Source organism: Nitrosospira sp. NRS527 (genome assembly GCF_018406445.1).
Taxonomy (GTDB): domain Bacteria; phylum Pseudomonadota; class Gammaproteobacteria; order Burkholderiales; family Nitrosomonadaceae; genus Nitrosospira; species Nitrosospira briensis.
This window is the reverse complement of record NZ_AP024515.1, coordinates 1,050,482-1,067,996: the sequence shown is the minus strand read 5'-3', so window position 1 is coordinate 1,067,996 and position 17,515 is coordinate 1,050,482. Positions and strand designations below refer to the sequence as shown.

The window sequence follows — 17,515 nt, the reverse complement described above, 5'->3', positions numbered from 1 at the left end:
ATTTTCTCTTCATAGATACAGATGTAAATGGGGCACGTCCAACTCCAATGTACCAAAATGATGCTTCATCAGCAGCCGTAACTCGCACTCATTTGACAACTGACTGGGCGTTGTCTATATAAATAAAGAATAGGCACTTTTGGTATTCCTGCTTCAGCTTTCTTTATACAGCTTTGTATAGCTTGGTATAACCCGACTCCCAGGAGCTATCATGAACAAGTTTTTTTCCATCTTGCTCGCTGCAGTTTTTGCCGCCACCGTTTGGATACCACCTGCTCTTGCGCAGTTGCAAACCCAAATTGTCGCCACCGGTTTAAACCGCCCCTTGTTCGCCACTTCACCCAATGGCGATTCGCGGCTATTCATTGTAGAGCAGGGTGGATTGATTAAAATCCTCGAGAACGGGACGGTGCGTCCCACTCCATTTCTCGATTTGTCCGGCTCCGTCAATACCGACGGCGAGCGCGGCCTGCTCGGTATGGCGTTTGATCCGAATTTCGCGACCAATCGGCGCTTTTATGTCGATTATATAGACAGGACCACGCTCAAAACGGTCGTCGCCACTTATCAGGCCAGCGCGGGGCAGCCTAACATAGCAGATACCGCAAGCCGGCAAACCGTGATCACTATCGCTCAACCTGCCGGGCTCAACAATCACAAGGCAGGCTGGATCGGTTTTCGCCCCGGCGAGGCCGCGAACCTTTACATCGGCACCGGCGACGGCGGAGCTCGCGATGATCCGCAGAATCGCGCACAGAATCTTTCCGAAAATTTGGGAAAAATGTTGAGGGTTGATGTATCGGCCGATCGTTTGCCAAACGACCCCTCGCAGTATGGCTATGCGATCCCTGCTGGCAACCTTGCTGGCGGCAACCCGGAAATCTATGCTTATGGGCTACGCAATCCATACCGCGACAGCTTCGACCGGGAAACCGGCACGTTTTATATTGCCGACGTCGGTCAGGATAATCGCGAAGAGATTAATATCGGCACCGCGGGCGCTAATTACGGATGGCGCAAGTTCGAGGGCACACGATTGAACTTTCCTGATGATCCGCCGCTTGCGCATCATACATTGCCAATCTTCGAATATGACCACAACGGCGGCGGTGCCTCGATCACGGGTGGTTATGTTTACCGTGGGTCGGCGATTGATGGGCTGGACGGCACTTATTTCTTCGCAGACTTCATTAACGATAAAGTGATGTCTTTCCACTTTACCGGCGCGCCCATTACGAATGCCGATGTTACCGACCGAACGGCCGAATTGCTGTCCCCTAGCGGTATTTCAGGGAGCATCTCCTCATTTGGCGAGGATGCCGCCGGTAACTTGTATCTGGTGAGCCTCAATGGTCAGGTGGGAATGATCACCGCCATACCGGAACCGGAGGGTTGGGCGATGATTCTTGCAGGCATGGTCCTTGTCTCGCTACGGGCGAGGCGTTTCGCTACATGTAAGACATAAATAAAAAGTAGCAGCCGTGCTCGGGTAGTATGCAACAACGCTCTATGCAGCTTTATCGCAGACTAACTGGATATGCCAGAGGATGAGCTTACCGGCGCAACAACACGTCACAAGTGACGGGCTGAATACCGGAAAAACAATACCATTCCTGTCCAGGCACAAGCCGCCAGCTTCGAGCAGCGTGTCATGGAAATATCGCTTCTTTCTCTTGGTATGGTTTCAGGTTCCGGAGAGCGCTTCGGAGACAGGTCCAATATCGGAGTCCTCGACGCCAAAAGCCCCAAGCGCCACAACCCCCACGAGCCGTTGATCGTCATCCACAACCGGTAAGCGACGAATCTGATGCTCTCTCATGATTTGGGCTGCATTTCCTACTGAATCGTCCTGATGCGCCCAGACGGGCTCACTGGACATGACATCTCGAACTTTAAAGCTCGAACCTTGGCCTTCGGCGACAGCACGAATTATGATGTCGCGGTCGGTTATCACACCAAGCAATTGATCTTCTTCTCCTACCGGCATCAGGCCGAAATCTCCATCGCGCATCTCTTGCGCTGCTTCCTCGATTGTTGCGTCCGGGCTGATGGTGTGCACATCCGGAATCATCACATCGCCAACTGTTCGCATGTCAATCTCCTCCCTTTGGAGTTAATGGATATCCCCTGGATATTCTCCCTGAAGCCGATTGCATGAACCGTTATAGCTTTTAACCTGCTTAGGCGGCCCCACAATGCATCGGGGCGGAACTCCTCTTTGTATTGTTGAGATAATGAGGATACATGCTTGCACACGGATGCTTCTGACAAGAAAATTTGAGTTCCAAAAGCTTGTTGCTGCCACGACGCCATATTCCGGCACTTCCTACCCTTGACAGCTTTCTTCTGCCAAAGTTGATTACCCGCGACAAAATATTATTGCCGCCGGTCACCTGCTTCCGTTCGTTGCCGCCGTCCCTGATTTCCGCTATACCAATAAAATACAAGCGAAGCTAGTGCCAAAACCGCACTACAGGAATATTCCGTATCCCTTCAGGATTGGGAAGAGGGGAGGATGGAGATACTCACCCTCCCCTTTTCCCGGGCCTCTTTTACAGCCCAGCCTTATCACTATTTGTTTTTATGGCTTTGGCTACCCGCTTTGACATGCTGCTCGTGGGTGCCGCCGCGACTAGGGGAGCTACTACCGTCGTCGCTTTTTTGGCTTTGGCTACCGGCCTTGGGAGGTTGTTCAGAACTGCCACCACGACCGGAGTCGGACGAATGGGATTTATCACCACCCTTATCGGAATTTTTATGACTTTGGCTACCCGCTTTAACGTACTGCTCGTGAGTGCCGCCATGGCTGTGCTCACCCCCTTTATGACCCGCCTCACGAGCTTCCTCGGAATCGAACTCATGCGCGGTCCCTTTCTCATGAGCGGCCTTTCCGCCCTTGCTGGCAATTTCCTTTTGTTTATCTTTATCCATCGAGGCAAAGCCGCGATTGCTGTGGCCGTCATTTTGGCCGCCATCTTTTCTGTTATCTGCGCTCATCTTTATCTCCAATTTAGTAGGTGTTTTCTTAACGCCATATGAAAAAAATTCTCAACAGCGGGTTGGGTCCATCTCTCACAAGACCAGAGATATTGAATTCAGCCTAATATTGAAAACCAGCCGCTTCCGTGCGGCAGCGCACACATCCTTAGAGGCCAGCCTCCTCGATATTCGATTAGTTGCGCCCCAGTCATCAGCACCATGTACCTGAAACACATTCTTTGCCAAATCCAGTCCAACTACAATAAGGCAAGCTTTTCCATGACTTCCCTCCGTTGAAGTGGCTGTATAACACCTCCACTTTGGCACCTTGATGCCAGCTCGGCTAGGGGGCGTCCATTAAATCATCCTACGACGACAGCATAATAATGCTGCCCGCCCAAACTTAAACTCCAATCGCATTTCTTCACTATTCACCCGCTTTTGCCCAGTAGAAATCCGAAGCTGCTCGACTGAAAAACCGGTTTCAGGAACATAACGTCTTGACCTTCAGGTTCCACAACAGGTAATGTTCGCCCCTTGTTAATTGAGCGGCTTTGGATTCCATCATTGAGTACTGACCCGGTTACACATGAGCTCCTGCACGATATCCTCAAGCAGGTTTCCCGTTCGTTTTATCTCACGCTGAACGTGCTGCCGGTTGGCGTGCGCGACCAGATGGGATTGTCGTATCTCTTCGCACGCGCAGCCGATACCATCGCCGATACGGATCTGCTCGATCGGCCGCAGCGCCTGAGATACCTGAATCAGTTCTCCGCACAGTTCGCAAATGCCGAGATCGACTGGAAGGCCATCCAGGAGATTCAGGCAGCGCTTGTTCCTCATCAGAAAGACTCTGCAGAAAGCATTCTTCTTCAGCGCCTTGCAGACTGCCTGAAACTATATGAGCAATGCTCCGCGGGGGACCGGGAGCGAATCCAATGGTTGATGAAGGTGTTACCCGAGGGAATGAAAATGGACCTGACCCGCTTCCCCGGTGAGTCAAGTGGGCAACTTGCCGCATTGTCCACGCTGGACGAGTTGGACCAGTACACTTATTATGTTGCGGGTTGCGTAGGAGAATTCTGGACCAGAATGGTCTGCGCGCACCGGCCGGCAATGGCCCGATGGAATGTTGCAGAAATGTCCGCCATCGGCGTCAGATTCGGAAAAGGGTTGCAGCTCACCAATATTGTTAAAGACGTCGCCCGTGATCTGCACAACGGCCGTTGCTACATGCCGGAGTCGCTTCTGGCAGAGGCCGGGTTGAAACCGGCTGATTTGCTGATTGAGGGCAACCTCCCCAAATTCAGGCCCATCCTTAACCAGCTCATCGGGCTTGCCATGGAACACCTGGATCAGGGATGGATTTATACGATATCGCTTCCCGTCTCCGAAATCCGCCAAAGATTGGCCTGCATGTGGCCAATATTATTGGCCGGAGAAACGTTGAAACGGGTCGCGGTCTCCCCCGACTTGCTCAACCCGGCCGTGAATGTCAAAGTGCCGCGCAGCGTGGTTTACCGTGTGATGGCCTTGACAACGCTTACCTGCGCCAACAGTTACGTTGCGACTTCATACTGGGACCATCTCAGAAACCAGGTTGACTGAGCGGCGGACCGGGTTAGCACAGCGCGTAGCAGTAATTCGCCCGAGTTGAGTGGGTGAAGCAGATACTCCACAGGATAAAATCCGCAAAATTTTTGACCGGAATAATCCCATCGTCCAACCTGCCGTTCAACCGATGAAGCTCATGAGAAGCCCCTTGTTATGACAGCCGTTCCCCCAGCCATCGGGCTCTTCGCCACTGTGGGCCGCTGGCTCGACGCCAATATTCTCGCGCTGGGGCGGGAAATGCGCTTGTCTTATCTCCCCCCGCTCATGGTCTACACCGCCGCAGGCATTTCCAGCCTGACGGGAATCGTCGGCACCTTTTATGTTAAAGAGCGGCTAGGGCTTTCCGCCGAGTTTCTGGCGGCGCTCGGGTTCTGGATGATGCTGCCCTGGGCATTGAAGATGCCGCTCGGCCATCTGGTGGATCTGGTGTGGCGATGGAAGAGCCTGCTTGTATATCTCGGCGCGGCGCTGATCACGCTGAGCCTGCTGATCATGATCGGGCTGCTCGGGCACACCGACGCCATGCGCGCTGTCGCTACAGTGGAAACCTGGTACGTTACCGCCGCCTTGCTCGCACCCATCGGCTATGTTGTTCAGGATGTGGTAGCGGACGCCATGACGGTGGAGGCCGTGCCGCGAGTGGATGCAAACGGACATCCGTTGGCCCTTGAAAATCGTAAATCCATGCATGTCACCATGCAGACGCTCGGGCGGGTTGCGATTATCAGTGGCGGTGTTTTAGTCTCGGTCGTGAATGTCGTCGTGTTGCAAGGCGTGGGCGAATTACCCGAGGTGCAGAAAGCGGCCGCTTATCTGTTCGTCTACGAGCTCGCGTTGATAATCCCGCTGGTTTCAATAGCTGGCGTCTTGTTCGCTTCCTGGTTGCGGCGACGCGATATGGCACGGTTTGCGGCGCAGGGGCATAGCCGCCAGGAGTCTGAAGTGCTGCTTGGCATTTATACAGACCCTCCCCCGGTCAACTGGTGGATTCTTGGCGGCGGATTCGCCTTTACTGCGGTATCCCTGAGCGTCGGCCTAAGCCGCATCCCCGGTGGGGAAGAAATTATCTTCGCGGTATCCATGGCGATTGTTTTATTTCTGATGTGGCGATTGACGGGCGAGCTTGAGCCTGATGCGCGCAACGTGCTGGTGGGTACGGCAATTCTGATATTTGTATTTCGCGCGATACCGGGGCCGGGCGCCGGGTCCACCTGGTGGATGATCGACAGCCTGGGCTTCGATCAGCAGTTCCTTGCTGCATTGTCTCTGATTGGTGCGACGCTGACCCTGGCCGGAATGTTCATTTTTCGCCGTTTCATGGCTGAACGGTCGATCGCGTACATCATCGGTGCTCTCACGGTGGTGGGCACACTGCTTTCGCTGCCCATAATCGGCATGTTCTTCGGGCTGCATGAGTGGACTGCCTTCCTGACCGGCGGCATAGTGGATGCGCGATTTATTGCCGTGATCGATACCGCGCTTGAATCACCTCTGGGGCAAATCGCAATGATTCCCATGCTGGCGTGGATCGCCAACTCGGCGCCGGAAAGACTCAAGGCGACTTTCTTCGCGGTGATGGCTTCATTCACTAATCTTGCCCTGTCCGCTTCGCAGCTCGCCACCAAATATATGAACCAGATTTTCATCGTCACGCGCGAGGTAGACGATCCCCTTACCGGCCAGATCGTGGTTCCTGCGGACTACAGTCAGCTTGGCATGCTATTGATCGCGGTAACGGCAATTGGCTTTGCGCTGCCGCTACTGGCTATCCTGCTGGTCAAGCGCACCCGATTTCGCAATGCCTGAACCGTTCAGGCTGCAAAACATTTATTTCATCCCGCCTAATATTTCATTGAAGTTCAGTTGTTCAGTTGCAACTGCCTCATATGCTCGCTCACCTCTTGACAATATCTTAACTGGAGGACATCATTGAACGAGGAATTACACGTTCATGGAGTCGTTATCATCCCCATGAATTTCCCGAGCATCAGTCAAGCTGCTGAATTTCCTCTTTTTTAACAAACTCTTCCTGTATTCGGAGAATTGCAACCTATGCCACGACAAAAAGGCATAACCCTGCTCGCGCTGTTGTTGATTGTTTTTGCTACAGCAATGACATACTGGATATGGCGGGCCCATACCCAGGTATCCCTGGAGATCGCGCTTTCCTGCCGCGTGCCTGCTGCCGAGGCCTGCGCCTCGGCCAAGGCGCGTTATCTGAATAGTTTTTATGCTGCATGGTTTTCGCAGATGTTTCCATGGATTCTGCCGTTTCTTCCAGCTTTTATCTATGTATTCTTTTTTCGCTGGCTGCGCAGAGACAAGCGGTCTTTGTAAGGATTGAGAACTCGAGTGGTTTTGCGGTCAAATCAGGTACGGCAATAGCGGCGAGTGAACTCATGCAGCGCAATAGGCATCGCCTACGCGCCCCCACGATTCAGGACTTGTACCATTACCTCAGCTATTCAGCCTGAACGCACAGATGGGATTTGAATGAATATAAGCTACTCCCATATTTCGCGCCATTCCCAAGGTGGAGAGGAATAAGGGTCAGCCCATAATCCTCGCTTGGCGGCCTTGGCTTCATCCTCGAGGGGGTCGAGGGTCGGGTCTTCCACATAACGGTCGTATACCCACGCCATGCCGCGCCTCACTTGTTCCTCGCCGGCATCGACATCACCGCAGCGGACCTTCGCAAACATGCGGCCATACTGGTCCTTGCCTTTTGGAAACACCGTCACTTTTTCCCAAAAGCACAGATCAGAAAGGGATTGCCTTGAACGCGTGCCGAAGGGCTGGTTTGTTTCGGGCGCGTCGATTCCCGCCAGGCGGACCCTTACCCACTCATTGTTTATTATCACGGTAAGGTTATCGCCATCCGTGATATGGATTACCTTGCCGGTGAGATCAGCACGGGCCAAGCTGGGGAAGGCAATAAATATAAGTAGCGCAAGAGCAACAGTAGAGTGCTGCATGTCGGGTACCTATTCTGCTCGTAGTGCTCCGGATTATTATTAATGGCGCTTACGGTGGCAAGAGTGGCGGTTTTCACAAATGAATTATAGCTGCCGTTTGCGATCGTAGCGTCCAGTATCATGCTTCCAGTACAGTCAGCGGCAGCTCCACCTGGTGTACCATGCCCATGCTCTGCAAGGTGCTGCCCGAGGATAACGAACTGGCACGGATGCCCAGCAATCGTAACCTGTGCTTCAGTGGGGTGCGCCGCAAGCACTCTTCCCCCGCTCGGCGAATTGCGACAGCATCGGCGGCAGGAAGGGATAAGGTAATATCGCGGGTTATGGTGCGGAAGTTTTCATACCGCACCTTGATGCTAATGGTTTGGGCAACGTAACCCCTGCGCTGGAGGTCTTTTGCCAGGTCTGCACAAAGGCCCGTGAAGATTTCCGACAGAAGGGAGCGATCATGCTGAACATGCAGATCTCTTTCGAACGTCGTTTCGCGACTGATCGACTTGGGTTCTGAATTCACTATTACCGGTCGCTCGTCGATGCCATGGGAAACTTCTTGCAGCCAGCGGCAATAGCTGCGGCCGAAGTACCTTTGAAGAAGCGCAGCATCAACTTGCGCCAACTCACCAATGGTAGTAATGCCCAGCATCGCCAGCTTTTGAGTGGCTTTTGGCCCGATTCCGCTGATTTTGCTGACCGGAAGCGGCCATATCCGGCGTGGGATATCCGCCGGACCCAGGATGATGAGACCATCCGGTTTCTCGAGATCGGAGCAAATTTTCGATAACAGCTTGTTGGGGGAAACGCCAATGGAGCAGGAAAGCCCGGTGCTGTCACGCACAGCCTGCTTGATGCGCTGGGCAAGTATCAGCGCATCACCCTGCAGTTCGCTCAGGTCGATGTAAATCTCGTCAATGCCATGGTCTTCAATATGGGGAGCAACAGCCGCCACAGCTGCTTTGAACAGTCGTGAATAGTGGCGATATGCGCTGAAGTCGGCAGGCAGCAAGATGGTGTCCGGCGCAAGTTGCGCAGCTTTCATCAGACCCATACCCGAGGAGACACCGAAAACACGCGCTTCATAGGTAGCGGTAGTGATCACGCCTCTGCCGGCATAGTCCCGCAACCGCGCAAAACGCCTGCTGCCGTCTTTGAGGATATCCGGCTGCCGATTGCCCCGCCCGCCAATCACGACCGGCGACCCGCGCAATTCAGGGTAGCGGAGCAGTTCGACCGATGCGTAGAAGGCATCCATATCAAGATGAGCAATACGCCGGTGCACTTAGCAACCCCGGGATTTAAATCTGAAACAACAAATTTTGATGGTTTTTCATCAAACTTTACGCAACGTCATAAGCGGCGGCGTCGAGAGCGCGGAGCGAGTGCCCATCAACCCCGCTGCAGTTACGCCCACAACCCCTGCAAATAAGCCGGTCAGCCATATCCACGGGTTGAATGTATAGCTCAGATTCAACGCATATTCGCCGACGACATACCCCAGCGCGTTGGCGCCCGCTGCGGCAAAAAGCCCGGCAAGGCCGCCCAATATGGCGAATTCGGCTGCCCATGCGCCCGCGAGCTGCCGACGCTTCGCGCCCAACGTGCGGAAAATGGCGGCCTCATGAATCCGCTCATCCTGAGTAGAGACAATGGCGGCATACAACACTGTCAGTCCTGCCAGCAATGTGAAAAGGAAAACAAATTCGATCGCCTTAGTCACTTGTTCAATTACCTTCTGGACCTGACTGATGATGTTCGCCACGTCAAGCACAAGCAGGTTGGGGAAGGCCTTGATCAACTGGTTCGTCACTTCTATCTGCTGAGACGGCAGATGGAAACTGGTAATGTAGCTCACCGGGTATTTCTCCAGCACACCCGGCGGCGTCACCACGAAAAAATTGACGCGAAAGGAATCCCAGTTTACTTTCCGCAGGCTGGTCACCTTGGCGGAAAATACGCTGCCCGCCACATCGTAAGTCAGACTGTCGCCCAGCTTGATACCGATTGTCTTCGCGATATCCTCCTCCATGGACAATTCCGCTTTTCCGCTGTCCCCCTTTTTCCACCAGTGGCCGCTGACAATCTGATTGTCACTCTGTATTTCGTCCGCCCAGGACAGATTGAACTCACGTTCCACGAGTCGTTTCGCGCGGATGTCCGCATATTCACTTGACGCTATCGACTTGCCATTGATCTCCGTCAAGCGTCCGCGCACCATTGGAAAGACGGGTGGGCGTTCCATGTTATGCTGGCTAAAAAATGCCGCCAGTGGCTGCAATTGGTCTTCCTGTATATTTATCAGAAAATGATTGGGTGCATCGGGTGGCAGGCTGGTACGCCAATCCTGCAGCAGATCATCCCGGATGAGCGTCAGCGCGAGCATCGCCATCAAACCCAATCCCAATGCTACGGCCTGAACCACGCTGGAAGTCGCGCGCCGGCGGATACTGGCCAATCCGTAACGCCATGCGCCTGCTGTATGAACACGCATGTGCGTCAGGGCCTTTAACAGCAGCCATCCAATCAAACCAAAAACCGCGATCGCCGCAACGAACCCGCCGATGACAGACATACCCAGGCGCACGTCGCCGGCTTTCCATAAAAACAATACCGATAACGCGGCCAACCCCAGCCCATAGCCGGTAATGCTGAAGGTATTCGGCATACCGATATCGCGTCGCAATACGCGTAGCGCCGGTACGCTTCGCAAATTGAGCAGGGGCGGCAATGCAAACCCAAGTAGCAGCACCATGCCGGTCAACAACCCGTGCACGCCAGGCCATATACTGGGCCACGGCAATTCAGCTTCCACCAACCCTGAAAGCCAGAAAGTCAGCGCCTCCTGCGAAACAAAACCGAGCAGGCATCCTGCCCCGCTGGCGATCAACCCCAGTGTAATAAAATGATACAGGTACAGGCGTAGCATGGCCCCCTGGCTGGCGCCCAGGCAACGCATGACCGCGCAACCGTCGAGATGGCGCTGAGTGAAACGCCGTACGGCAAGCGCTACCGCCGCAGCCGCCAGTACTACGCTTGCCAGCGCGGCCAGGCTGAGGAATTTTTCCGCGCGCTCCAGAGCGGCCTTGATTTCAGGACGAGCATCGCGAATCCCCTCTATCCTTTCCCCAAGCATCAAATGTGATTGGGCCCATCTCCGGAAATTTTCCACGTCGCCGGATTCTCCAGAAACCAGAAGACGATAGCCGATCCGGCTACCCTCCTGCACCAACCCGGTTGCGGGCAGATCCGCCGCATTGATCAGCACCCGGGGCCTCAGGTTGAGGAACCCGATGGAATAATCCGGTTCCTGCGTTATCAGTGCGTCAACAGTAAGGTGTACCGCCCCCACCTCTATCTTATCGCCTCGATGGAGATCAAGGCGGACCATAAGCTTCTCATCCACCCATGCCGAACCAGGCGCCGGAATTGCATTTGCAACCCGTGTGGCTTCAGGGGATACATTGCTGAAGTCCTCGGTGATACGTAAGGTACCGCGCAAAGGATACCCAGCGGTGACCGCCTTGATCTCCGTCAGTAAATTGCTCTCCCCCTTCCCGGTCATACTGGGGAATTTAAGCGCAGTGGAAACTGCCAACCCCAGCCGTTTCGCTTCATCGGCATAACGCGGGGCCAGCGGATGGTCTGAAAAAACGATCAGGTCTGCGCCCAGCAACTGGTTGCCCTGGCGGGAAAGCGCCAATTGCACACGATCGGCAAAAAAACCGACCGTGGTCATCCCACCGATCGCAATAACCAGAGCGAACGTCAGTACACGTAACTCCCCCGCACGCCAATCGCGGCGAAGCATCCGGAAAGAAAGCCTGAAAATATTCATGGAACCCTGCTGTAAGTACACTGGCTAATCATTTGTGAGTACTCAGGAACTCTTGTCGGTTAAATCCTTGCAGCGAGTTCACGCTAACGCGGACACCGATCGGGAATATTTATGGTGGTCATGGCGACACCGAAAAGTAAGCTATAACCATAATGGCAAAATTCACCGGTGTTCACAACCATTATCAACAACGTTTGGAGTTGCGGCGGTAGGTCGGGCTCCGCCCGACGATTGAAGAAACGATCGCGGGCGCAGCTCGCCCTACGGTAAGCGTAATTTAGTCCGGCAGCTTCCAATCTCTTCAGCCGATCCGCAAGCCTGTTTGAATTGAAACGACATTTCCCGGTGCAATATCAAACCCTGATAGTGGCGTTTGCCAGCATCAGCCAAATCGCGCGTAATCAACAAAACTCGGAGTTGCAGGTAGGTCGGGCTCCGCCCGACGATCAAAGAAACGATGGCGGGCGCAGCCCGCCCTACGACTACCGTGAACCTAATTTAATCAGGCGGTAGCTGTTGCATGTAAGCTCGCCAGCCTCCAAACCGGCTGATATCCTCCGCATCTGCCACCGCATATCCCTCACACAGAAAGCTCTGCACTGCGTCGCCATTTGCCAGGGTAATGGTACCGATGCCCAGAGGCGCAGGAATACCTGCCACAAAACTGCCGAATTCCCGCGTGGGTAATTCCCACACTTCGACTTCGATGGCGCTTCCTTGTTCATTCTTTTCCACCCGCACCAATCCGGGCCGATAGGGCGGCCCGCCTGGTAGCGCGTAAAGTTTATAGTCTGGTGAAGTCATGGTGCTCAACACCAAGCGTCCGCTGCGGCTGGTCAGTTGTCCGTTCAACGGAAGACCGGACAAATGCGCGCCACAAACCGCCACGCGTACGTGGCCGGACTGCTGATCGGATTGCGGTGCCTGTGATGAGCCCGGGATCAAGAGCTGTTCCGGCAAACCCTCTTCTCGCAGGTAAATGCCGGTGGCCCCGAGGGGCAGCGCATAGGCTTGTTGCAGACGCCCTGCGAGATGCAGCAGCATCCCATCCTGGTGGGCTGGCGCTGCAAGGGTTATGCCGAACGGCAACCCACCATCTTGAAAACCAGCGGGCACCGCTACCGCCGAATAGTCCAGCAGATTCATGAAGTTGGTATAGTAACCAAGATTTGCATTGAGGCGCATGGGGTCCTGCTGCATCGCCTGAATCGTATAAATGGTCCCGGCGGTGGGCGTCAGTAGACAATCCACTTCGGTCCAGGCTCGATCAGTCTGCCGTTTAAGCCCACGCAATCGGTATATCCCATTATAGGCGTCGGCAGCCGAGTACCGTTTGGCGCTCCCCATTATTTCCCGTACCGGCGCAATGATCTGCTCGCTATGCGAGTCAAAGAATTGCTGAATCGCCGCATAACGCTCGGCCACCCAAGGGCCTTCATAGAGCAAGCGCGCTGCTTCCAGAAATGGCGCAAAGTCTATCTCAACAGATTTGCCGCCCAGGCCTTGCAGTTTTACGATAGCCTCGCCGAACAGCCGTTCGTACTCTTGATTGCCGAAGAATTGCAATTGGTCCTTGCGGGGAATACCAAAGCGAAAACTACGTTCGGAAAAGCGCTGTGTAGCAGAGTCATGGCCGCGACCTTGTCTCGCTCGCGAATAAATGTCTTCAGCATCGTAGCTGGCGGTGACTTCAAGAACTCGCTCAGCATCGTTTGCGGTAAGGGCAAAGATGGAAACACAGTCAAGCGAGCGACAGGCAGGCACCACTCCGCGCGTCGAAAGCCAGCCCCCGGTTGGCTTATACCCTATAAGATTATTGAATGCAGCGGGCACCCTGCCGGAACCGGCTGTGTCGGTTCCCAGACTGAAACATACCCAGCCTTTTGCCACAGCCACCGCCGAGCCGGAGCTCGACCCACCCGAAATATAATCGGGATTGAACGCATTGCGGCAAGCCCCGTAAGGAGAGCGAGTACCATTTAACCCGGTTGCAAACTGATCAAGATTGGTTTTGCCGATAGGAATTGCGCCCGCGTCAATCAATCTCTGCACCACCGTTGCGCTGCGCTGCGACGTATAGGCAAAGCCAGGGCAAGCCGCCGTGGTCGGCACACCTGCCAGATCGATGTTGTCCTTAATGGCAAAAGGGATACCGTACAGCGGCAGCGCTGCCTTATCCACGATCCTCGCCTTGGCCTCCACCGCACTGGCATAGCCTCTCAGTGCCTCAAGCGGCAGTTTATATATCCATACATGAGCCGTATCGTTCTGGATCAGTGCATGCACCGCTTCCACCATCTGACTGGGTGTGAACTCGCTGCTGGCATAGCGCTGCAGCACCGAGGGTATGTCGCCCAGAGGCATCAATTTATTCAAGTTAATCCTCCTGAATCACCAGCAGCAACTGGCCGGCGGACACATGTCCGCCTACCTTGCAGAAAAGCTGACCAATCGTGCCGCTCACTATCGCTTCCACGGCAAACTCCATTTTCATCGATTCAACGATAAGAACCGGCGTTCCCGCTTCGACATGTTGCCTCTCCTCGACGAGCAGTTTCCATACCGTGCCGGTCACATGCGAGCTGATCGCATGCGCCCCATCCGGAAGGTCCAGTTCGCTTTGCGCATCGGCTTCCTCAAGGGTAATCTCGCTTACATACTCAACCTTGCCCTCGGCATCCCAGCGTTCGCGCTCGGCTTCAAACGCAGCTTGCTGTTTTGCCTTGAAAGCGCTGATCGACGCCGCATTCTCTTGTAGAAAGGCATTATATTGTTTCAAACTGAACCGGTTTTCTTCCACGCGCAGCTTGAAGTGTCCAGTGATGAAATCGCGGCGCAGCTTGAGCAACTCGCTCTCGCTCACTGGATAGAATCTGATCTGATCGAAGAATCGCAGCAGCCAGGGTTTGCCATCCTTGAAATCAGCGGTCTGACGATAGCGATTCCACATCTGTACGGTGCGCCCGACAAACTGGTAACCGCCAGGGCCTTCCATGCCATATATGCATAGATAAGCCCCACCTATACCGACCGCGTTTTCGGGTGTCCAGGTACGCGCGGGGTTATACTTCGTAGTGACCAGACGGTGGCGGGGATCGACCGGGGTCGCGACCGGCGCACCCAGGTACACGTCGCCCAACCCCATCACCAGGTAGCTCGCCTCGAACAGGATGCGCTGCACTTCCTCTATGCTGTCCAGTCCGTTTATCCGGCGAATGAATTCGATATTGCTCGGGCACCATGGCGCGTCGCTTCGCACGGATTGCATGTATTTATCGATCGCCAATCGCGTTGCCGCGTCATCCCATGACAACGGCAAATGCACGATGCGTGTGGGAATCTCCAGGTGTTCGATGTCCGGCAGCTTCTTTTCCGCTGCAATCAAAGAATCCAGCAGCTTATCCCGCGCCAGCAGGCGTGAATCGAAATGGATTTGCAAAGTCCGGATGCCGGGCGTCAGATCCAGGATGCCTTTCAGGCTGCCGTTATCGAGAGCAGCTTGAACCCACTCCATGAGGGCATGGGCACGGAAGCGCAGATTGAGATCGAGTTCAGGCGGGCCATATTCAACCAGCAGGTTCTTGTCACCCGCCTGGCGATATACTACCTGTATCTGCTGGGCAGCCTGCGGGATAGCGTGGAGGATGGGTGTCGTTGTTGTCGCCGCTGCTGTGGCCGGTGTTTTCCGTTCGATTTCCGGCGGAATGGCTTTCGGCACCCGGAGGTTTTCGATGGTGGTATCCTGCAATTTTTCGAGTGCAAGCGCCTCGTCCATTGAAACCCTGCGAAAACGGACGCTATCACCCGGCTTGAGCTGGCCCATTTTCCACAATTCAGCCTGAATTATCGTAACGGGACAGACAAACCCGCCCAAACTTGGGCCATCCGGGCCGAGTATCACCGGCATATCGCCAGTAAAGTCCACTGTGCCGATAGCATATGCATTGTCATGGATGTTGGACGGATGCAGTCCCGCTTCGCCGCCATCGCTTCTTGCCCATTCTGGCTTGGGACCGATCAGCCGCACGCCGCTGCGACTTGAATTGTAGTGAACCTCCCAGTCAACAGCGAAGAGTGTCCGAATGTCCTCTTCGGTAAAAAAATCCGGCGCACCGTGCGGGCCATAAAGCACGTCGATTTCCCATTTATCACTGTAATGAGGAACCAGTTCCTCCGGTAACAGGTTTCCAGCACCGTTTGCACGGGCACTGCGGGTGCCTTCATGGTCTGAGGTATCACTGGCATCGGCCGCAACGATATGCAGCACATCGCCGGTAAGCAGAGTCCGCCCAGCATGGCCGCCAAACTGTCCGAGGGTGAAGGTGGATTTGCTGCCCAGATAGTCAGGAACCTGGAAACCGCCCTGAACCGCCAGATAGGCGCGGCAGCCATTGCCCACGAGCTTTCCGAATTGTAATATTGCACCCGCCTTGACCGGATACGATCGCCAAAAGGTCAGCGGCTCGCCATCCAGGCGCACCTCCATCGGCGCGCCGCACACCGCAATTATAGAGTCGCAGTTGAAACGCAGTGTCGGACCCGCCAGGGTGATCTCGAGCCCGGCCTTATCTTCGGCGTTCGCAACCAGCCGATTAGCCAGGCGGAAGGCCAACCCATCCATCGGGCCGGATAGCGGCACGCCGATATTCCAGTAGCCCGTTCGGCCTGGGTAATCCTGCACCGTGGTCTGCACGCCGGGGCTCATCACATCGACGGTATGAGCAAAATAACGGAAACCATTCAGGAAGCTCGTCGTGTGCTGTCCGCCGCGAAACACCGCACCGCGCAGGATCTGCTTGAGATAACCCACGTTGGTTTCAATGCCGTTCAGCGCGGTAGCGTCCAATGCGGCCAGGAGTCGAACGATAGCCTGCTCACGGTCTGCCGCGTGCACGATTATTTTCGCCAGCATCGGGTCATAGAACGGTGAAACTTCGACGCCGCGTTCCACCCAGGTTTCAACCCGCGCCACAGACGCGGGCGGAAACTGCGCCGAGGTGAGCGTACCGCAGGATGGCTGAAAATCCTTCGCGGGGTTCTCGGCATATACCCGCACTTGGATTGACACGCCGCGCGGTTCGATATCGAATGAATCCAGAGGCGGCAGCTCTTCGGCAGCTTGCCGGACCATCCACTCCACCAGGTCGATACCGGTCACTTCTTCTGTCACGCCATGCTCGACCTGCAACCGGGTATTTACCTCAAGGAAATAAAATTCGCTGGTGGAGGCATCGAAAATATATTCCACCGTACCGGCCGACTGATAGTTGACCGTTTTACCCAAACGTACCGCTGCACCCAATAATGCCTGGCGCACACGCGATGGTAAGTGGGGTGCCGGCGTTTCTTCGATCACCTTCTGGTTGCGCCGCTGCATGGAACAGTCACGCTCGCCCAGCGCGATAACCCCGCCCTTACCGTCGCCAAAAATCTGGACTTCGATATGGCGAGCATTCTCCACATATTTTTCCAGGAACAGACCCGCATCCTTAAAATTATTTTGCGCCAGGTATTTCACCGATTCGTAGGCGGCACTCAGCTCTTCCCCGTTCCAGCACAACCGCATGCCGATACCGCCGCCTCCCGCGGTACTTTTCAGCATAACTGGATAACCGATGTGGGCCGCCTGACGGAGCGCATCTTCCAGGTCTTCCAAAAGACCGGTCCCCGGCAGCAGCGGCACCTGGTTCTGCAAAGCCAGTTCCCGTGCCGTATGTTTCAGCCCGAACGCCCGCATCTGCTGCGGGGTGGGGCCGATGAAACAAATGCCATGCGCAGCGCATTGCTCGGCAAAATCCGCCTTTTCGCTGAGGAAACCATAGCCAGGATGAATAGCCTTGGCGCCCGAGTGTGCGGCAACCTCCAGGATCTTGTCGGCACGCAGATAGCTTTCCGCAGCAACGCCGCTACCGATACAGTATGCTTCATCGGCTTCTATCACATGCTGCGACAGCGCATCGGCATCCGTATAGACCGCCACGCTTTTCACACCGATTCGACGCAGTGTACGGATGATGCGGCAGGCGATGGCGCCGCGATTAGCTATCAATACCTTCTTAAACATGGTCTATTTCCTGTTTAGTCCTGCTCGATTGCCGCATGATGCGCGCGAACCTCT

General features: G+C 54.9%; 11 protein-coding genes. 4 read left to right on the top strand and 7 right to left on the bottom strand.

Annotation, left to right across the window (positions count from 1 at the left end):
- Positions 1–211 precede the first annotated feature (211 nt).
- Positions 212–1,465, top strand: a complete 1,254-nt coding sequence (locus tag KJS40_RS04740; protein ID WP_213539267.1) for a PQQ-dependent sugar dehydrogenase — start codon at positions 212–214, stop codon at positions 1,463–1,465.
- Between the two features lie 219 nt (positions 1,466–1,684).
- On the opposite strand, the gene KJS40_RS04735 is transcribed toward KJS40_RS04740, so the two are convergent.
- Together KJS40_RS04735 and KJS40_RS04730 are read right to left on the bottom strand one after the other, a co-directional pair.
- On the bottom strand, positions 1,685–2,092 hold the full coding sequence (locus KJS40_RS04735) for a CBS domain-containing protein (protein WP_213539266.1): 408 nt from the start codon (positions 2,090–2,092) through the stop codon (positions 1,685–1,687).
- A 479-nt stretch (positions 2,093–2,571) separates the two neighbouring features.
- Entirely contained in the window at positions 2,572–2,997 is a 426-nt protein-coding gene (locus KJS40_RS04730) for a KGG domain-containing protein (protein WP_244859699.1), read from the bottom strand.
- Between the two features lie 549 nt (positions 2,998–3,546).
- Here KJS40_RS04730 and KJS40_RS04725 point away from each other — a divergent pair.
- The 3 genes from KJS40_RS04725 to KJS40_RS04715 all read left to right on the top strand — a co-directional run bounded on the left by KJS40_RS04725 (position 3,547) and on the right by KJS40_RS04715 (position 6,930).
- A complete protein-coding gene (locus KJS40_RS04725) occupies positions 3,547–4,587 on the top strand; it encodes a phytoene/squalene synthase family protein (RefSeq protein ID WP_213539265.1) in 1,041 nt (346 codons plus the stop codon).
- Positions 4,588–4,746: 159 nt separating this feature from the next.
- A complete protein-coding gene (locus KJS40_RS04720; RefSeq protein WP_213539264.1) occupies positions 4,747–6,399 on the top strand; it encodes a hypothetical protein in 1,653 nt (550 codons plus the stop codon).
- 246 nt (positions 6,400–6,645) lie between these two features.
- On the top strand, positions 6,646–6,930 hold the full coding sequence (locus tag KJS40_RS04715) for a hypothetical protein (protein WP_244859698.1): 285 nt from the start codon (positions 6,646–6,648) through the stop codon (positions 6,928–6,930).
- A gap of 167 nt (positions 6,931–7,097) precedes the next feature.
- On the opposite strand, the gene KJS40_RS04710 is transcribed toward KJS40_RS04715, so the two are convergent.
- The 5 genes from KJS40_RS04710 to uca all read right to left on the bottom strand — a co-directional run bounded on the left by KJS40_RS04710 (position 7,098) and on the right by uca (position 17,461).
- A complete protein-coding gene (locus KJS40_RS04710; protein WP_213539262.1) occupies positions 7,098–7,568 on the bottom strand; it encodes a thermonuclease family protein in 471 nt (156 codons plus the stop codon).
- Positions 7,569–7,686: 118 nt separating this feature from the next.
- Positions 7,687–8,844, bottom strand: coding sequence for a DNA polymerase IV (gene dinB, locus KJS40_RS04705; RefSeq protein WP_213539261.1), 1,158 nt, complete (start codon positions 8,842–8,844; stop codon positions 7,687–7,689).
- A gap of 51 nt (positions 8,845–8,895) precedes the next feature.
- Positions 8,896–11,397, bottom strand: a complete 2,502-nt coding sequence (locus tag KJS40_RS04700) for an FtsX-like permease family protein (RefSeq protein WP_213539260.1) — start codon at positions 11,395–11,397, stop codon at positions 8,896–8,898.
- 498 nt (positions 11,398–11,895) lie between these two features.
- Positions 11,896–13,773 carry an allophanate hydrolase gene (gene atzF / locus KJS40_RS04695; RefSeq protein ID WP_244859697.1) on the bottom strand — a complete coding sequence of 626 codons (1,878 nt, stop codon included), beginning with the start codon at positions 13,771–13,773 and terminating at the stop codon, positions 11,896–11,898.
- A gap of 1 nt (position 13,774) precedes the next feature.
- A complete protein-coding gene (gene uca, locus KJS40_RS04690) occupies positions 13,775–17,461 on the bottom strand; it encodes an urea carboxylase (RefSeq protein ID WP_213539259.1) in 3,687 nt (1,228 codons plus the stop codon).
- Positions 17,462–17,515: the final 54 nt, after the last annotated feature.

What these genes read in the sequence shown, in the direction of transcription:
- KJS40_RS04740 (WP_213539267.1), top strand. Translation starts at nt 212, where the DNA reads ATGAACAAGTTTTTTTCCATCTTGCTCGCTGCAGTTTTTGCCGCCACC.
- KJS40_RS04735 (WP_213539266.1), bottom strand. Translation starts at nt 2,092, where the DNA reads ATGCGAACAGTTGGCGATGTGATGATTCCGGATGTGCACACCATCAGC.
- KJS40_RS04730 (WP_244859699.1), bottom strand. Translation starts at nt 2,997, where the DNA reads ATGAGCGCAGATAACAGAAAAGATGGCGGCCAAAATGACGGCCACAGC.
- KJS40_RS04720 (WP_213539264.1), top strand. Translation starts at nt 4,747, where the DNA reads ATGACAGCCGTTCCCCCAGCCATCGGGCTCTTCGCCACTGTGGGCCGC.
- KJS40_RS04715 (WP_244859698.1), top strand. Translation starts at nt 6,646, where the DNA reads ATGCCACGACAAAAAGGCATAACCCTGCTCGCGCTGTTGTTGATTGTT.
- KJS40_RS04710 (WP_213539262.1), bottom strand. Translation starts at nt 7,568, where the DNA reads ATGCAGCACTCTACTGTTGCTCTTGCGCTACTTATATTTATTGCCTTC.
- KJS40_RS04700 (WP_213539260.1), bottom strand. Translation starts at nt 11,397, where the DNA reads ATGAATATTTTCAGGCTTTCTTTCCGGATGCTTCGCCGCGATTGGCGT.
- uca (WP_213539259.1), bottom strand. Translation starts at nt 17,461, where the DNA reads ATGTTTAAGAAGGTATTGATAGCTAATCGCGGCGCCATCGCCTGCCGC.